A 17,133-nucleotide genomic window follows, 5' to 3' on the forward strand; every position below is an offset into this window, starting at 1 on the left:
TATCATCTCCTCTTAAATATAATTTATATTTTTTAATTTTTAATTAAAACTATCATATATGAAAGTGTATTAAATTTATTTTCATTGAGTGCATCTATAAAGGATTTAATAAACATACTATTATGCAGCACAGCCCTTGAAAAAGAATAAATTAAATCAATAACCATTGTATCCGTTAATTCTTTATCACAAGAAGCCATTCCTGTTAACAATAATCTAATGATACTATAATTTAACACTAAAATCATATATTCATTAAAAAAATTATCATCTCTGTATGGAAACATTCTTTGAAATACATCATTCACTAAGTAATTTTCAAAAATATATTCCCTATCCTTTATATATGGCTGATAATACTCTTTTGTTGCCTCTTTGTAAGCTTTTATACATTCATCAATTTGAATTTCACCTTCAATACCTAGACCTTTTTTAAATTTTTCTATATGCTCCACATAATTCTTTCTTAAAGTACCATTAGAAGAAAAAGCTATTATTTGTTCTAAAATTTTCATTTGAATTTCTAAATTATTAGGTAGTGAATCTATAAGTTCCTTTAATTCATCAATATCTATCTTATTTACATAATAATCTATGTGATCTGGTATACTTTCTAATCTACCATTTTTTTTAGATTCTTCTATTTTATTTATCATAAGTCCTACTAATATCAATCTTTGTTCAATAGATAATTTTCTGTTTTGAAGTATAGTTATTGCCCCTACCCTTATATCCCAAAAATAATTATATATAGGTGTTAATTTAGTATCAATTACAATACCTATACTATTATTTAAATCTTTATCTGTCTCAACTTCTTCAAATGCCAGTAACTCCTTGTTAAATAAAACAAGCTTTACAACTTCAGGACATGACATATCTAGTGAAACTTCAAAATTAGAATCCACTTTAGCGTAAAGTCTTGGATAATTCTTACAAGTTAATGATAAATATTCTTCACCTAAGTCTCTATGTATCTTACACAGCTTTTCCTCACATTGAAAAGGACAGCTTTTATCTTTTTCAATAGATATATATGCGTAGTCATTAAATGTTTTTCTATCCTTATCTATTAATATATGTCTACTTAATTCATTTCTTAAAGCGGTTTTCTGCACTTTTTTACACTTTTTATATGTATCTTTATCTATTGTAACTTTCCATCCATAACAGCAATCATCCTTACAATCTAAACTTGTACAATGAAAATTTTTCATGTATTCTGGCATAAGAATTATATTATTATTCATAATTTCTCCTTTGATTTTAGTAATTTTTTTTATTAACAACAATTTATATAAATTACCATATTATTATTAATTAAATCTATAATTTACTTGTTACATATATTATCGTAGTTTTTAAAGTATTCTTAAATGTTTTGTGGTTTGTGACAATAATAAAAGAGGCATCCGTCACTTTAAGCAATATCCTTAAGTAACAGCTACCTCCTATTTTCTTAATAAATGCAATATTTACACTAGTAATGAACTCATCACCTAAAATGTGGTTAAATAAGCTTATCTTCTTTTATAAACTTCCAATCCATAGGTGTGCCTTTCTTTAAATCCATTTTCACTGTTTTTCCTAATATATCTTTTATGTACTTAGTCTTCATACCAAATCCTGATCTTATACTTCTTATATTTTCTTCAGTAAGCAGCTCACCCTCTTTTATATCCTTAACTACAAATAAACTCCTTGAATGTTCTTTACTCTTTTTTTTGCTTTTCAGTAAGCTCATAAGTAACTTTTCCTAAGGCCTTTTCCACATTTCTTATATCTTCAACCATCTTTTTAAATTCTTTAGGTTCCATAGAAAAAGCTGCATCCGGTCCCTTTTCGTCTCTATTTAAAATAAAATGTTTTTCTATAACCATAGCACCTAATGCTACTGCTGCTATGGACACTGCACTCCCTAAAGTATAATCTGAAAGTCCAGTAATTACATCAAAGGTCTCAGCTATATTAGGCATAGTTTTTAAATTCACTTCTTCCATTGGTGATTGATAGGGACTTGTACACTTTAAAAGGATTATTTGATTGTTCCCCTAAAGGTGATGAAAAACAAATAAGTCCTTCTTTTTCTGCAATTTCCTTAAGTTTTGGCTGCCAATGTTCATACTTTTTACCTTAATATTATAACTCCTATGTCAAATTTATAAATCATTATTATGACTAGTGTAAAATCATATTTTCATTTATTCTTCACCTAAGTTTAATATATGTAGAAGTTCTTCTCTGGAATCACTTCTACATATATAATAACCTAATCTATCTGCATTACTCCTTAGTAAAGGTTTTTCACTAACATCAAATAACTTTTCAAACTTAACCAAGTCTTTATTATTAATTATACTTGTATAGTTTTCACAAAATAATTTATAATTACTAGGTATTATATACTGTACTCCCGCAAAATAATTATTAGTTTTATCTATTTTAATTTCTTCACCTATAGCTATATTAACTATATTAACTATATTTTCATACATATTAACACCAGTTGATAACGGAACAAGTTTACTTGTAATAAAGTCCCCACCTAACCTTGCCGATGTTTCAACTACAATTGCTCCTTTCTTTGTAAGTTTTACTTCCGTATGACTACCATTGTTACTTACCCCTATAGCTTGTAATGTCCTTAATGTTACTTCTTCTATTTTTTTCTATCAACATCATTTAACTTTGCTGGAACTATGTGTCTTGTTTCTACAAAATAAGGATCACCTAATATGGTTTTTTCTGTAATGCTCACTACATATGTTTTCCCATTTTGAGTTAATGTTTCTACACTATATTCTTTTCCAGATAAATATTCTTCTATCATAACGACACCATTTTTAGAGGATTCTAACGATTCCGTCAATGCTCTTTCTAACCTAAACTTATCATTAACCTTTATAACTCCTCTACTTCCTGTTGCATCTATTGGTTTCATAACTACAGGAAACTCTATCTCCTGTATATTTAATTTATTTAACTCTTCCTTATTCTTAACTGTACAATAAAATGGAACAGGTATCCCATTTTGTTTCATTTTTTCCCTTAGAAGAAATTTGTTTTGAGAATAAATAGCTGTCATCCTAGTTATGCCTGGTATATTCATATTCTCAGATACATATGCTATTGTTTCTAATCTGTCTTCTCCTAATGTTAAAATACCATCTACATTATTTTTTTTACAAATTTCCAATATTTTTTCTTTATCCAACCCATTTACTTGAAAAAATTCATCTGCATATTTTTTATTAACATCATTAATATTTTTATCAGTAATAATAATTTTTAGTTTTTTTTGTCTGCAAATATCTAAAATTGGTATAGTTAATTTATTACTTCCAACTATTAATATAGTTTTCATAAAATCCGCCCCCATTAATTAAACTATAGTTTTTAGTTAACTCTCTCCACCAAGAGATTTTCTACCAACCGTCATAATAAGTTTTACTGATTGACTTAAAGTCATCATAAATCTCGTCATATTAGAATCTATAACAGTTATCTTGCTAACATCCTATATCTGTTTTTTTAAAAGCGGAATTATAGAACATCTTTATCCCATTACACTTCCCAATCTAACTGCAACAAATTTAATTTCGTCCTACCTTTACTATAATCAGCCACTTGTACTAATTTTTCTGCTAAAAGCTTAGTATCCCCATAAAAGTTATTAGTATTTATTACTTCTGAATGATTCCATTCACATGCTTAAACCTTATAAATGAATATTTATTCTTTTATGAACTTCCAATCCATAGGTGTTCCCTTTTTCAAATCCATTTTCACTGTTTTACCCAATATATCTTTTATGTACTTAGTTTTCATACCATATCCTGGTCTTATACTTCTTACATTTTCTCTAGTAAATAACTCTCCCTCTTTTATATCATTAACTACAAATAAACTCCTTGAGTGTTCTTTACTCTTTTTTTGCTTTTCAGTAAGTTCATAAGTAACTTTTCCTAAAGCCTTTTCCACACTTCTTATATCTTCAACCATCTTTTTAAATTCCTCAGGTTCCATAGAAAAAGCTGCATCTGGTCCCTTTTCATCTCTGTTTAAAATAAAATGTTTTTCTATAACTTTAGCGCCGAATGCTACTGCTGCTATGGACACTGCACTCCCTAAAGTATGATCTGAAAGTCCAGTGATTACATCAAAGGTTTCAGCTAAATTAGGCATAGTTTTCAAATTTACTTCTTCCATTGGTGATGGATAAGCGCTTGTACACTTTAAAAGTATTATTTGATTGTTCCCCATCCGCCTACAAGCATTTACCGCTTCTTCTATATCACATAAAGTAGCTATACCCGTTGACATTATAACTGGTTTCCCTTTAGACGCTATATATTCTATAAATGGTATGTCAGTTATTTCAAAGGAAGCTACTTTATAAGCTGGAACATCCATCTTCTCTAAAAAATCTACTGCCGTGTTATCAAAAGGAGAAGAAAAACATATTAATCCTTCCTCTTCTGCTATTTTTTTAAGTTTAGGCTGCCAATCCCATGGAGTATAAGCTTGTTCATACAATTTATATAATGTAGTTCCATCCCATATTGTTCCTTGTTTTATTTGAAAATACTCGTTGTCACAATCTATAGTTATAGTATCTGAAGTATACGTTTGAAGTTTTATAGCATCTGCTCCACACTTTCTTGCAGCCTTAATAAGCTTTACCGCATTATCAAAATTTTGGAGATGATTTGCTGACATTTCTGCTATTATAAAAACAGGGTTATTTTCTCCTATAATTCTATTTCCGATTTTGATTTCATTTTTCATATTATCATCTCCTATATGTCCCATGCCAATTGTAGTTTCTCCGTTTGCATGAACGACTATTTTCAAAGGTATTAGCCACCTTATAAGGTGTATTATTTTAGGTCCTATAAGTAAAAACTACTAAACTGATTTTGCTAGTAGTTCCTATCTATAACTTTCACCTAACTGATCTTTCTATTTTAAAGAATGTGCAACTTCATCTTTAATTACTTCTATATTAAAATTAATTTTATAATCTCTAAATTTCAAAATTCTTTCATAATCTTCTATATAATCAACCTCTGCCCAAAATTTATCACTTATATCTCTTACATAAATATTATGTTTTTTAATTAGTGAATATAAAACATCCTCCCACCATATACCATGATGTTGATTTTTTATTAAGTTTTCTAACTGAGCTTTAAAAACAGGCAAAAACTTTTTACTAATTTTAGCTATACCAACATATTCTCCTGATATATCATCTCCTGCTAACTCTTTACCATATTTCATTAATTTACTATCTTCATAATAAAATTTATAATCTGCTTCTTCTTTTCTTGTACTGTCACACAATAAAACAGGGTCTAACTTTTCTTCTAACATAATTTGAAGTACAGAAGTCTCAAAGAACACATCACCATTCATTATTATAACATCATCATCAAGAAAGTCCTTAGCAACCCATGCTGATGCAATACTGTTTGTTACATCATAAAAGTAATTATAGTAGAACTTTACATCAAAATCCTTTAATAATTCTTCTACAACTTCTCCCCTATACCCTAAAACCATTGCAATTTCATTTATGCCACTTTTTTTAAGTTCCTTTATTGTATTTACTATTAATGAAATATTCCCAATGTCTACTGTGCACTTCGGTCTGTCTGATAAATATCTACTTATTCTTGTTCCCCTACCAGCAGCCATTATAAGCGCTTTCATATCAATCCCTCTCTCTCCATATCCTGTAATGCATTTATTAGCATATCATTATCTTCTACTGTTAAATTTCCAATATGACCTATTCTAAATAATGTATCCTTTAGACTTCCACCGTTCGGACAAACAAATATATCATAGTTATCCTTTAAATATAAAAATATATCATTAGCACTTACACCATTCCTAGGCTTTAAAGGCGTTACTGCATTAGATAATCTTTCAGAAGGTATTTCAAATGGTAACTCTTTAACTTTTTCTCTAAAATCTTTAGCTAAACATGCTGTACGTTCAATAACATTTTCAAGTCCAACTCTCTCAATATGCTCTAACCGTTCTCTTAACTGAAATAATATACCCACTGCCGGTGTAAAAGGGGTTTGTCCTCTTTCCATGTTCCTAAAATAGTCCTTAAAATTAAAGTACAACGACTGTACCTCATTGTTTAATATTCTATTTGAAGTTTTTTCATTAACAACAACTATTGAGATTCCTGGTGGCAACGCTAATGCCTTTTGCGAACTAACTATTGTCATGTCTATATTCCATTCATCCATATAAAATTCATCTGCTAAAAATGAACTAATAGCATCTACAACAAAAATCATTTCTTCTTTTTTACAAAATTCTCCTACCATAGGTAAATCATAATAAACACCTGTTGAGGTTTCATGTGCATTTATTAGAAGACCAGTATATCCTTGTCCTCTATACCGCTGAAGCATTTCACACTTTAATGTTTCACCTTGTTTAAGTAAAATTACAGTATTAGGTATTTTATGTATGTTGCATATTTCATCGAATCTTTTTCCAAAACTTCCACCTACAATAACTAATAATTTGTCATTTGAATTAAATGCATTAATTACTGCTGCTTCCATAGCACCACTTCCAGATGAAGTTAAAAAAACTGTTTTAGATTTTTTACTTGTCTTTACAAACTTTTTCATTAATTCACTTGTTCTAATCATAAGCTGTGAAAATTCTTCAGTTCTAAAATACGGAAGCCTCATTGCTCCAATATTTCTTATTTCGTCATCCATTTCAACAGGTCCAACAGAAAATAAATATTTTTTTCTTTCCATTTTGCCACTCCTAAATAGTTGTTTTTTTAACACATTGCTTTCGTAACCTCTAACCCACAAATTAACTAGAGGTTCTTTCTTTTCTTTTTCTTATGTAGCTAAATAAGCTCATATACACTCGCAATTAATTATTTAGTTATAACAACACTTCCATGACAATCACTTAAAGGAAAATAAACTGCATCATTTTCTTTACAAAACATTTTAACAGCTTCCTTTACTCCACTATAACCTAAATTATTATAATCATGAATAAATATATATCCACCTTTTACAAGTCTATTGTAAAAATATTGCAAACCTTCATATGTGGGCTTATATAAATCTACATCTATACTAACAAACACAAACATATCTTCTAATCCATTTAAACTGTCTGGAAAATACCCCTTCTTAATAATACATTTGTCTTTATATAACATTTTATTTAAAACTATCATTTCACTTGTATCTGAAAATGTTCCTTTAACCGCATTAGAGTATCCATTATCTATTTCTAATTCAACATCTTTTTCATCAAATCCCTGAAAAGTATCAAATAAATATAATGTTCTATCACTAAAGATTCTATTTATTTTCTTTGAAAAATCTCCTCTAAAAACTCCTAATTCTGCTACATTACCTTTTATTTTTTTTTCTTTTATTTCAATACATACTAATTTTAGGGAAATTAATCTTGCATCGAACAAAGTATCTTCTGCTGAATAGTACTTTATTATCTTACCTTTTTCAACCCCTAAATTCAATAATTGATTTTCAATCTCATCAAAAAATGTACTAGCGATTAATATCTGGTCAAACTTCTTTTTTATCGCTTCTGATGGTGAAAAAATTTCCTTTCCTTCGAAAATTGTCCTTTGCTTTTTATTATTATCTATAAAACCTATTAATTCATAAGAATCTTCTGGCAATAAACATTTCATTTTTAAATATCCTGTTCCAGTACCAAATATAAATATTTTTTTCATAAAAATCTACTTCCTCTAAAATTTATTTGATTTTAAATGCTATTTATGCTAAATAATTTAATATACATGTAAATCACTTATGGTATAATTGGATTCATACTTTTCTTCTAATTTAGTCCTCATGAAATATTTCAAATATATTTTACCACCGTGGTATACTAAAATCACAATCTTTTTGTTTAAAATACTCTATTATGTTTTCTACCTTAGATTTATCCTTTATTTCATTAAATTCATCCGAAGTTTCATATATTTTTTTCTTCCCATTACCTGTTATGACTAACTTGTATTTATCACTTACGAAGACCTTAAATCCATACAAATAATCTTCATAACCTTCATTTTTATATTTCTCTATAATAACACTATTATTAATTTTCGAAAAATTAACTTCTATAATATCACTGTTTACTATATTCACATTGTTATCCAAAATTCCCTCTATAACTTTACCAAAATTTTTCATGCTATATAATTTATTGTTTTTTTCAGGAATTATATTTTTGCCATTTATTATAAAAGGCACATTATACCTTATATTATTCCATCCTGCTAGTGTTCCTATATCTTTTAATGGGCTTAATGCTCTATCTATCAATTGACCATGATCACTAAAAATTACTTTAACAGTATTATCTGTTATAATATCAAAATAAAATCTAATCTGATTGTCAATATAAATTAAACTTTCATTATATTGTTTGCTATAATCTTCTTGAGTTTGATCTGTTACATCATTACAAGTAAAAGGAGTAATATGACCTTTTGGTAATATTGTGTGATTTCCACATATATGAGGGGGGTGAGTTTCTTGACAAAAATATAATAAGTATAAAGTATCTTCATTTTTGCTTTCTGCTAAATCGCATACTGCATTCCATAAAGTTTCGGGTGCATAATTACTTTCTTCCCCATACTCTATATTTTCCCCTTCTATTATATTCCAATGGCTTAAAGCATATATTTTAATTTTAAACCCCTTATTAATAGCACACCTTATAAAACTACATTCATCTTCATTTACAGTTTTTTTCTTATATAAAGAATTTAAAAATGGCATATCACCTGAAAGCATAGACGGTACACTTTCATAGGTAAAAATAGATGGTGAACACGCCTTTTCAAAATATAGACTATCTTTTAAAATACCATTTAAAAATTTCATTGGTGGATCATCACTATAAATATCTTTAGCTCTCAACGAATCCAAAAACATAAGCATTATATCTTTACCATTTCTCTTTTTTAAACTGTCAGATAGTGCTTTTATTAAATTGCATATATCTTGTAATAGTAATTCGAATTTTTCCTTATTACTAAATTCATACCGTATGTATTCATTTATAAACATCTTAGCATTATCAAAATCCCTTACCTTTAAGTATAAATATATAAGTTTTATAATATATTTTTCTTTTTCATTTTTATCAATAGAGCTATTATATTTGCCCTTTAAATTATATAAAGCTGTATAAATACCTGGATCGGCAAAAAACGCACCTTCTAATTTCACTCCCATACCTTCTAATATCTCGTAAAAATTTACAGCTTCACAACTTAAATTCAAATCTAATATCTCTTTCTTTATCCCTTTCGCGCCAGCATAAGAAGATATTAGTATCACATCTATATCATGATTTTTTAAATCACTTGGATGAATTACTTTAAATCCTAAAATTTCAGTCCCTGTTAAATCCTTATCATTATCTATAATAAATTGTGCTTCTTTTATCTCCACAGACAGATGTTTATGAAGATGTGTTGTGTGTTCGCCAGCCCCCCATATAGCAAATTTTTTATTTTCACATTTATCTTTTATTATTTTCCCTATTAAATTTATTGGACTTACAGTATTAATTTTTTCATTTTTTTCAAAGTATTTCTCTATTAAATTCTCTAAGCTTAAATTATATTTATTCATACGCTTCACCTTTTCTTTATAATTTTATATATACTAAACATCATTTTTTTTACATTATGCATCTAATTTAAAAAATTCTATAATAATCAAATTTGTCAAACAACTTTAATGTCTATACCTATCCACACTCCAAGCCTAATCCTTCCACTATTCTTTTTGCTCCGTTACCGTCAACAGCTTTTCTAGCTTTTAAAGACATTTCCCTTCTTTTTACAACATCATTACACAAGTAATTTAAATCATCAATAAACTTGTCTTTAATCAAATTATCATACCAACCCATATTTTTCATCATACCTAATTCATCCATTTTCTTAGCTATTTCTTGTTGATTATGTGCAATTACTAACCCTAGTGTTGGAACTTCGCAAAAGGCTAATTCATATAAAGTGCTACCACATGCAGATATAGCAATATCACATTTTTGCATAATTTCATACATATTAGCATTATAGTAAAGCCTAACTTTTCGACTTTCAAAACTTTTCAACCAATTATCTTTTTCAAAAGATGGACCCACAACAACATGAAAATTATAATCTAATATATTTACATAATTTAGAATTTGTTCTGTAATATGATATGGATCACCACCACCAACAGTTATCATTATATCATTTGCATTTTCTATTATGTACTTTTGAGAAATGCCTCTAATTTCATCTCGTAACATTATATAATCCGAACCTACAAGTAGCTTTGTATCAATATTAACCTTATATGCAAAATCCACACCATTTATATTCTGATTAATTAAAAAATCCACATTAAAATAATATAAATTCATATCATCTATATATGCAGTTTGATTGAATATTTTTTTAGTTTCATCAAAATATACTTCGTCAATATCGTAACTATCTGTAATTAACAACCCTGCTTCTATATGCTTTAGATCAGATAATACAAATTTGTCTCTTATTGTTTTCACAAGAAATCCTTGTGATTTTACCTTTTCAATACCTATTCTATATTTCTCACTTAAAGGGTTATCTACCTTACATATATAAAAAACATCATGGATTTTACAAAGCTCCTGTGCTAAAACTAAAGTTCTCATTATATGTCCCATGCCTATATTCTTTCCACCATCTGCTCTAATTGCTATTTTCATCTACTACACTAAACCTTCTTTCTCCAATATAGGTCGAATAGTTTGCAAATCTACTTCTCCTAATCTCATATCAAGCGTTTTGCATGTTTCCTCAGCTATAACTTCTACAAAACCATATAGTTTAATCACTAGTATTTTTAATATTGTAGTAATTCTTATTGCTACAATCACAAGCTTTCCTTTTCATACCATTTATTCTATAGTTATTTTTTCATACTCATAATTACCTTTAATACTTTTCCATTTTCCCTTTGTAATTCCCATAGTAACAACATCATATTTTTTGCCATTTTTAAATATATGTTCTTTTAATATACCTTCAATTTCTGAGCCGAATTTTTTATGTATTTCTATCACTTTCTCATTAAAAGTAAATACCTCACCACATAATTTGTTTAAATTTAAATTTTCAAAAACATAATCATATATGTTACATTCAAGACTTCTTGCTATACCTCTACCTCTAAATGAAGTCTCAGCTATATAGTACCCCCATGAACATTTCTTGTTTTTACAATCAATATCACATAAATTTATAACACCTATTTTAGTATTATCAATTTTTATAATCCAATATTTTACCGTCTCATCATTTTGTATGCTTTCAAACCATTTTAATTGGGTATCTAATGTTAAAATCGGATCTGTATACATGTATTTGGTAACTTCAGGCATCATCCTCCAATTTGCAATAGTAGCCAAATCATCTTTTTCAATCTTTACTAATGTTATTAACACTCATTATCACTCCTGATTTCCATAATTTTTATTTCTCAGAAAAATCAATATTCCCTCTATGTTAAACCTTTTTTTGCTTAATATCTTGATTTATTTCTTTTAAGTGAGGGAATTTCTCCATTAAATCTAAAATATCATCCATTAAAAACTTTTTATTTTTTTCATATAGGTAATTATAAACCTCTGTAATAAATTTAAAGTCCTCAATAGTATCCAATGTCCACCTTAATTCAGAATAATCTCTATTGTTTTTATAGCATCCCACTCTAAATATTTGTAGGTTATCCCATATATACGCAGTAACATGTTCTCTATCCCTTTGTATTATAGCTTCATTAAATGCTTTTTCTAAACTTTTGTAACCAAACACCTCTGTATCTAGTCCCCTAGGAAAAGTCTTTTCTAAAGTATTATTTACATAATCATATTGTCCTAAATTATTCAAATACATTTGTATTGTTTTTTCAGTAACCTTACTATCTATTAGCGGACAATCACTAGTAATTCTTACAATTACATCAGCATTATTTTCTTTAGCAGCATAATAATATCTAGATAAAACATCCTCTTCCGAACCTCTAAAACATGTAACTCCTAATCTTTTAGCCTCTTCAACTATTACATTATCTTTTCCCAATGTTGTCGTTGCAATAACTATTTGATCTATATTTTCAACTCTTTTTAATCTATCTATATCATGTTCTAGAACTGATTTTCCACATATATTCATGAGTACCTTTCCTTGCAATCTTGTAGACCCCATTCTAGCTTGCACTATACATACTACTTTCATTTTAAATATCACCTACCTTAGTATTTACTTCTTCTAGTTCCATTTCCACTGTCCCTTTTATCCTAGCCCCTTTGCTACAATTTATAAATCTCACATTTGGATTCTCTTCTATTTCTTTTTCTATTTGTCTTTTAAAATACATATAACCATCATTTGTGCTTATCATACTACCATTAACACTTAACACTTTTTTATAAACACCATCGTCTGAAACATCATTAATTGTTCCTGCATGACTTTTGTTATCTAAAAATCCTAAGTCTTGTCCCACAAATATTATTTCCTTAGCTCCACCCTTTATTGCTATATTGAGTGTTGCTACTGCTACAGTTTTTCCTGTATTTATTATTATATCATCTTCATTTTCTTCATTATAAAACATATACTTAGGTCCATTATAATTTGAAACAGCCCATCTAGATGCCGTACTTAAAAAGCACAATGGAATATCTGAATTTTCATATCCTTTTAGCTGATTACACACACCTTCCTGTGAATCTATTATAGTAATCATGTCTGGATTAATTTCATTTTCCATAAGTGTTCCTAAAGCTCTTCCAACGGAAAACACCTTAACTTTTCCATTTAGTTTTTTTAATGTATTTATATTATAATCTAGTGACGGTCCCGCTGCTACTACTATTACTGTTTCTCCTTTAACATTTATCCTATTAAAAAACTCTTTAATTGCAGGAGTTTTTAGTCTTAGGTTATGTTCATAATTTCCACTCATGACCTCACTAAATCTTTCTACAGCTATTTTAGCCACATTATAATCTTCAAGTATATTTTTCAAAGGTATATATTCATCTGAAAGTAACTTAACAGAAGGTTTATATATCAATATATCATCTACTAACTGTGCTATTCTTACAAAATCCTGTAAGAATTTTTGTGAATAGTTATCAAATACTTTCACCCTTTTATCTTTTCTTATATTCTCTAAGCTACCTAAATCATCGGCTATTTTTATTATTTCTTTATCTGCATCAAATATATATATTTTACAATCATCATTACATCTCTTTAACAATTCTTTAACATGATATCCAAGGCCTAACCCATAAACCATTACCACGTCTTTATTTCTATAAAACTTTTCATTTAATTCTATGAATTTTTCGCCCTCTTTTACTGGATAGTACTTACTATGAAGAAAAATATTTCCTACTAGTAAAGTTATATTACATTCTCTTGTATTTATTATTTCAATTTTTCTATTCATAAAATAATCATCCTTTTAATTCTATAAACTCAGGTAAAATATCCTCATAATTTATTAAATATTCTCCCTTATTAGTTTCTATAATTACATCATTTTGCAATTCTATAAACTTGCCTTTTTCAAAGTTCTTCTCAACCTTCTTATATGTAAAATCAAATAATTTAAAAAAGTCTGCACCTAAACCATGATTAGTTGATTTAAATATATGCCCATCAACTTTATCTAAAGATATTTCATTATATTCACAGTTTTCTACTGTTTCACAAAACTTACTTTTCTCAGAATCACTTATTAAATTATCTGTAGTTCCGTGATAACATATTATCTTACACATATTTTTAAAATTAGAGTATATATGCGGTAGACTTAAAAGTTCCTTATCTATATCTATTTTTTTTGCTAAATAATCAAACTCAACATTTAATGTAAATTTATCTACATTATGAATAAAATATCTGTTACCTTTTAAATACGCAGGGTATATCCAAGCAGAATTATCAATAATTAAGGAGAAAAGTGTAGGCGCAAAAGCATTACATAGATATGATAGATATGCTCCATGAGAATGACCGTATGCAATAACCTTTTTAGCATTGAATTCATATCCATTATCATATAATATAGCCATTACCTTTAATACAGCAGTAATATTATCTATTGTTTGCATTATGCCCATATCATTAAAATCCTCTAATGTTTCACCAGATAAATCCGCATTAACTGTAACATTTAAATCATATTTTATTCCCTGTTTAAGAAACTCATCAAAGTCAAGTTTGCCAGCCTTATATATCTTTTCCATGTCTTCCTTATTGAAAACTTGGTTCATTTTATTTATATCCAAGTTTGGCACCTTAATTTTATCCGCTTGTTGCATAAATTGCCACCCAAAATAATCACATTGTATTGTAACTAAATTATATTTATCTGCAATCTCATTTCTCATTTTCTTATAAACATTTGAGCCGGCATTTCCACCAAATCCAGCAATAAACAATAGTATGCCTGTATCTGAATTTATGCCCTCATCTGGTTCTGAGAAATATATATTAATTTTTCTGTCTTTATAATTATCTTTTACTTTATTATAAGTGTATATGCTGTTATGTGCATATTCTGAAATGCAATATTCTTTAGCCATTTAACCACCCCTATCTAGCTTGCTATCGTCTTATTAATATTCTTTTGAATATCCTCAAGTATTGGTGTTAATTCATATTGAAATAAATCTCCAATTAAAATAAAATCTCCATTTTCTAGAGCCTCAACTATTTCAGTTAACTTCTCATTCATATTCTTTAATCCCATATCTTGTTTATGTATATCTTTTGTAATCATTAGTGCATCACTCATCCATTGTATTCCTTCTGTAATAGGAAAAATTAAGTCACAGCCTTTTCTATCTTCTCCTGCCTGAAAGTATTCAACTGCCTTTTCTATTGCATTTATCAACTTCACCATATATTCACTTACAGTTTTTAATGTATCAAATTTCTCATTCATATATAATTCCTCCAATATATTATAGCTTTTTATGTTAAATCTTCTATAACTTTTTCAAATTCAATTTTTGCTTCTTTCATTATTTCTAAAAGCCCTTTGTATATTGCTTCACTTTTTAACGCAATCCTTTTGCCTTTTTCTTTTTCACTTTCGCCTTGTTCTTCTTTAAATTCATCTGAAATCATAATTTTCGCTACTAGTGGTGCATATAATTTTTTAATACTTTGTACTTTTTCAACTTCTTTATTTAACTTACAATCTAACTTATCTAACTTTCCTAAAATATAATTTATATCTAACAAAATATTTTTTTCGTAATACTTGTACATTCTAGAAGTATTTACAAGAGCACTTTTACATATTTCTTCTATGGTTTTAATAGATTTTAAGATTTTCATTATATTTTTATAGACTACTTGCTTATCTACTAAAGATTTACTATTTAATATATCTTCTATATTTTTATCTATACATTCGTTATAAGCGTATTCATTAATAGACTGCTGTAAGGTTTTTACTAAACTTCCTTTAATGTTTGCTCCACCCTCTGTGCTATTGATAAAAACAACATCCTTATACGCTAGCATCATTTGTTCTATTTTTTTCCTGTAAAAATCTAATGTTATTGTAGTAGGCACTTTCCCACCATATATATCATCTACATATATATAAGTATCATCTTTTTCAATGTTGTTATTTTTACTAATGCTTGCACTTTCTGCATGATACATATTGTTTGTATAAGCTAAATCTTGTCCTATAAAAATAACATTATTACAACCTAAATATGCTGCTAAACTTATGCAGATATGCGCTACAGAACCTCCTTGCCATAAGTAATCTACTTCTACTCCTAATAGTTTATCAGTTGTATCTCTAAAATCTATATCTTTGAAAAATATTTTTTTGCCCTTATATTCTTCCACCATTTTGTGGTTACTTACTTCACTGAAAACTAAAGGAACCTCACTATGCAATGCTTTTTCAATTACTTTATAAGAACCATCCCCTGGATCTACCGAACATACAAAATCTGGATTTATATCTTTTTCTAAAAGAGTATTTAGCGTTCTACCACCAGTTATAATAATAAACTCATCTTGAATATCCTTTAATAAATGGACGTTTTTTTCTAGTGAAGGTCCTGCCGAAACTATTATGGCAGGCCTACCCTTAAATTTATCTTTCAATTGGTTTATCCTAGTGCTGTCTACTATTTTCTTAATATTACGTGCAAAACATTTAAAATACTGCTTTGCAAAATATAATGATGTACTTATTCCTATAATAGAATCACTTACGAATTCAATAAATTCCCCACTAAACTTCTTATATTCTTCACTATATACTTTATCATAGTTTGCATATGTTACAATCTTTGTATTGTTGATTTCTACATCTTTTATTTTTTCATTTAAAAACTCTTTCAAATTTTCTTTTTTATAATTTAATATAAATACTCTGTCGTCTTTAAATATATTTTCTATGTTATTAGATAATATATTTTCTATTAATACTTTTTCATCTGGCTCAACAATAAGAATTTTGCTAGTACTAGGTGCTTCTTTTAATAAATCTAAAATATGTTCTCCTGTTCCAAATCCCCATATTATAATAATATTATTCGCATTTATTTTTTTAAGTGTAGATTTAAAAGTCTCAATATCTTTATCCACGGTGTATTTACTTCCTAAATAAATAAACTTGCCGTCTATATTTATCCTTATTATTTTTTTATTGTCCTTACTAGTTTCTATATTATATCTTTCTTCATCTTTTAAAGTAATTTGCTTCAGATGATTTAATATTTCTCCATTACTTTTATTCATATATAACTCCTCCAAAAAACTTATGTATATATATATATATCGTAAAAAATAAAAAATACTTTAACAAAAAAAAAGAACAGAAATTAATTCTGCTCCTTTTTTCTTAACTATTTATTCTTTAATTATCTTAATAATTGAAGAACACCTTGTGGTTGTTGATTAGCTTGAGCAAGCATTGCTTGAGCTGCTTGTGCAAGAATATTGTTCTTTGAGAAGCTCATCATTTCTTTTGCCATATCAACGTC

The 17,133-nt window shown here is 27.8% G+C and carries 17 protein-coding genes and 2 pseudogenes; all 19 read right to left on the minus strand.

Annotated features, from left to right (window positions below; translation table 11 throughout):
* Positions 1–32: 32 nt before the first annotated feature.
* On the minus strand, positions 33–1,250 hold the full coding sequence (gene fliB, locus Ctaglu_RS03150; RefSeq protein WP_124998001.1) for a flagellin lysine-N-methylase: 1,218 nt from the start codon (positions 1,248–1,250) through the stop codon (positions 33–35).
* 260 nt (positions 1,251–1,510) lie between these two features.
* Positions 1,511–2,115 (minus strand): annotated as a pseudogene (locus tag Ctaglu_RS03155) (N-acetylneuraminate synthase family protein); the annotation flags it as partial.
* Between the two features lie 86 nt (positions 2,116–2,201).
* Complete coding sequence (locus Ctaglu_RS03160) at positions 2,202–2,495, minus strand: hypothetical protein (RefSeq protein ID WP_124998003.1); 294 nt, start codon at positions 2,493–2,495, stop codon at positions 2,202–2,204.
* Between the two features lie 164 nt (positions 2,496–2,659).
* A complete protein-coding gene (locus tag Ctaglu_RS03165) occupies positions 2,660–3,364 on the minus strand; it encodes an ATP-grasp domain-containing protein (RefSeq protein WP_185732580.1) in 705 nt (234 codons plus the stop codon).
* Between the two features lie 42 nt (positions 3,365–3,406).
* Positions 3,407–3,690, minus strand: a pseudogene (locus tag Ctaglu_RS03170) (polysaccharide biosynthesis protein); the annotation flags it as partial.
* A 42-nt stretch (positions 3,691–3,732) separates the two neighbouring features.
* A complete protein-coding gene (gene pseI, locus Ctaglu_RS03175) occupies positions 3,733–4,788 on the minus strand; it encodes a pseudaminic acid synthase (RefSeq protein WP_124998339.1) in 1,056 nt (351 codons plus the stop codon).
* A gap of 174 nt (positions 4,789–4,962) precedes the next feature.
* Positions 4,963–5,715 carry a phosphocholine cytidylyltransferase family protein gene (locus Ctaglu_RS03180; RefSeq protein ID WP_124998008.1) on the minus strand — a complete coding sequence of 251 codons (753 nt, stop codon included), beginning with the start codon at positions 5,713–5,715 and terminating at the stop codon, positions 4,963–4,965.
* Positions 5,712–6,797 carry a pyridoxal-phosphate-dependent aminotransferase family protein gene (locus Ctaglu_RS03185; protein ID WP_124998010.1) on the minus strand — a complete coding sequence of 362 codons (1,086 nt, stop codon included), beginning with the start codon at positions 6,795–6,797 and terminating at the stop codon, positions 5,712–5,714. Before Ctaglu_RS03185 ends, Ctaglu_RS03180 begins: the two co-directional genes overlap by 4 nt.
* A 128-nt stretch (positions 6,798–6,925) precedes the next feature.
* Entirely contained in the window at positions 6,926–7,765 is an 840-nt protein-coding gene (locus Ctaglu_RS03190) for a TylF/MycF/NovP-related O-methyltransferase (RefSeq protein WP_124998012.1), read from the minus strand.
* 142 nt (positions 7,766–7,907) lie between these two features.
* A complete protein-coding gene (locus Ctaglu_RS03195) occupies positions 7,908–9,686 on the minus strand; it encodes a sulfatase-like hydrolase/transferase (protein ID WP_124998015.1) in 1,779 nt (592 codons plus the stop codon).
* Positions 9,687–9,804: 118 nt separating this feature from the next.
* A complete protein-coding gene (gene pseG, locus Ctaglu_RS03200) occupies positions 9,805–10,800 on the minus strand; it encodes a UDP-2,4-diacetamido-2,4,6-trideoxy-beta-L-altropyranose hydrolase (protein ID WP_124998017.1) in 996 nt (331 codons plus the stop codon).
* 3 nt (positions 10,801–10,803) lie between these two features.
* Positions 10,804–10,971 (minus strand): hypothetical protein, encoded by a 168-nt coding sequence (locus Ctaglu_RS24995; protein ID WP_185732581.1) that lies wholly within the window; start codon positions 10,969–10,971, stop codon positions 10,804–10,806.
* A gap of 21 nt (positions 10,972–10,992) precedes the next feature.
* Positions 10,993–11,538: a UDP-4-amino-4,6-dideoxy-N-acetyl-beta-L-altrosamine N-acetyltransferase gene (gene pseH / locus Ctaglu_RS03205; protein WP_124998019.1), complete on the minus strand. Its 546-nt coding sequence runs from the start codon at positions 11,536–11,538 to the stop codon at positions 10,993–10,995.
* Positions 11,539–11,599: 61 nt separating this feature from the next.
* Positions 11,600–12,331 carry a cytidylyltransferase domain-containing protein gene (locus tag Ctaglu_RS03210; protein ID WP_124998021.1) on the minus strand — a complete coding sequence of 244 codons (732 nt, stop codon included), beginning with the start codon at positions 12,329–12,331 and terminating at the stop codon, positions 11,600–11,602.
* Position 12,332: 1 nt separating this feature from the next.
* Positions 12,333–13,556, minus strand: coding sequence for a motility associated factor glycosyltransferase family protein (locus Ctaglu_RS03215; protein ID WP_124998022.1), 1,224 nt, complete (start codon positions 13,554–13,556; stop codon positions 12,333–12,335).
* Between the two features lie 7 nt (positions 13,557–13,563).
* Positions 13,564–14,697, minus strand: coding sequence for a DUF2920 family protein (locus Ctaglu_RS03220; RefSeq protein WP_124998024.1), 1,134 nt, complete (start codon positions 14,695–14,697; stop codon positions 13,564–13,566).
* A 14-nt stretch (positions 14,698–14,711) separates the two neighbouring features.
* The gene (locus Ctaglu_RS03225) at positions 14,712–15,059 is read right to left on the minus strand and encodes a DUF8042 domain-containing protein (protein WP_124998026.1); all 348 of its coding nucleotides are present in this window, start codon (positions 15,057–15,059) and stop codon (positions 14,712–14,714) included.
* Positions 15,060–15,088: 29 nt separating this feature from the next.
* Entirely contained in the window at positions 15,089–16,888 is a 1,800-nt protein-coding gene (locus Ctaglu_RS03230) for a motility associated factor glycosyltransferase family protein (protein ID WP_124998028.1), read from the minus strand.
* 122 nt (positions 16,889–17,010) lie between these two features.
* On the minus strand, positions 17,011–17,133 hold a 123-nt coding region (locus Ctaglu_RS03235), incomplete at its 5' end, for a flagellin (protein ID WP_267901258.1).

The organism is Clostridium tagluense (genome assembly GCF_003865095.1).
Taxonomy (GTDB): domain Bacteria; phylum Bacillota; class Clostridia; order Clostridiales; family Clostridiaceae; genus Clostridium_AD; species Clostridium_AD tagluense.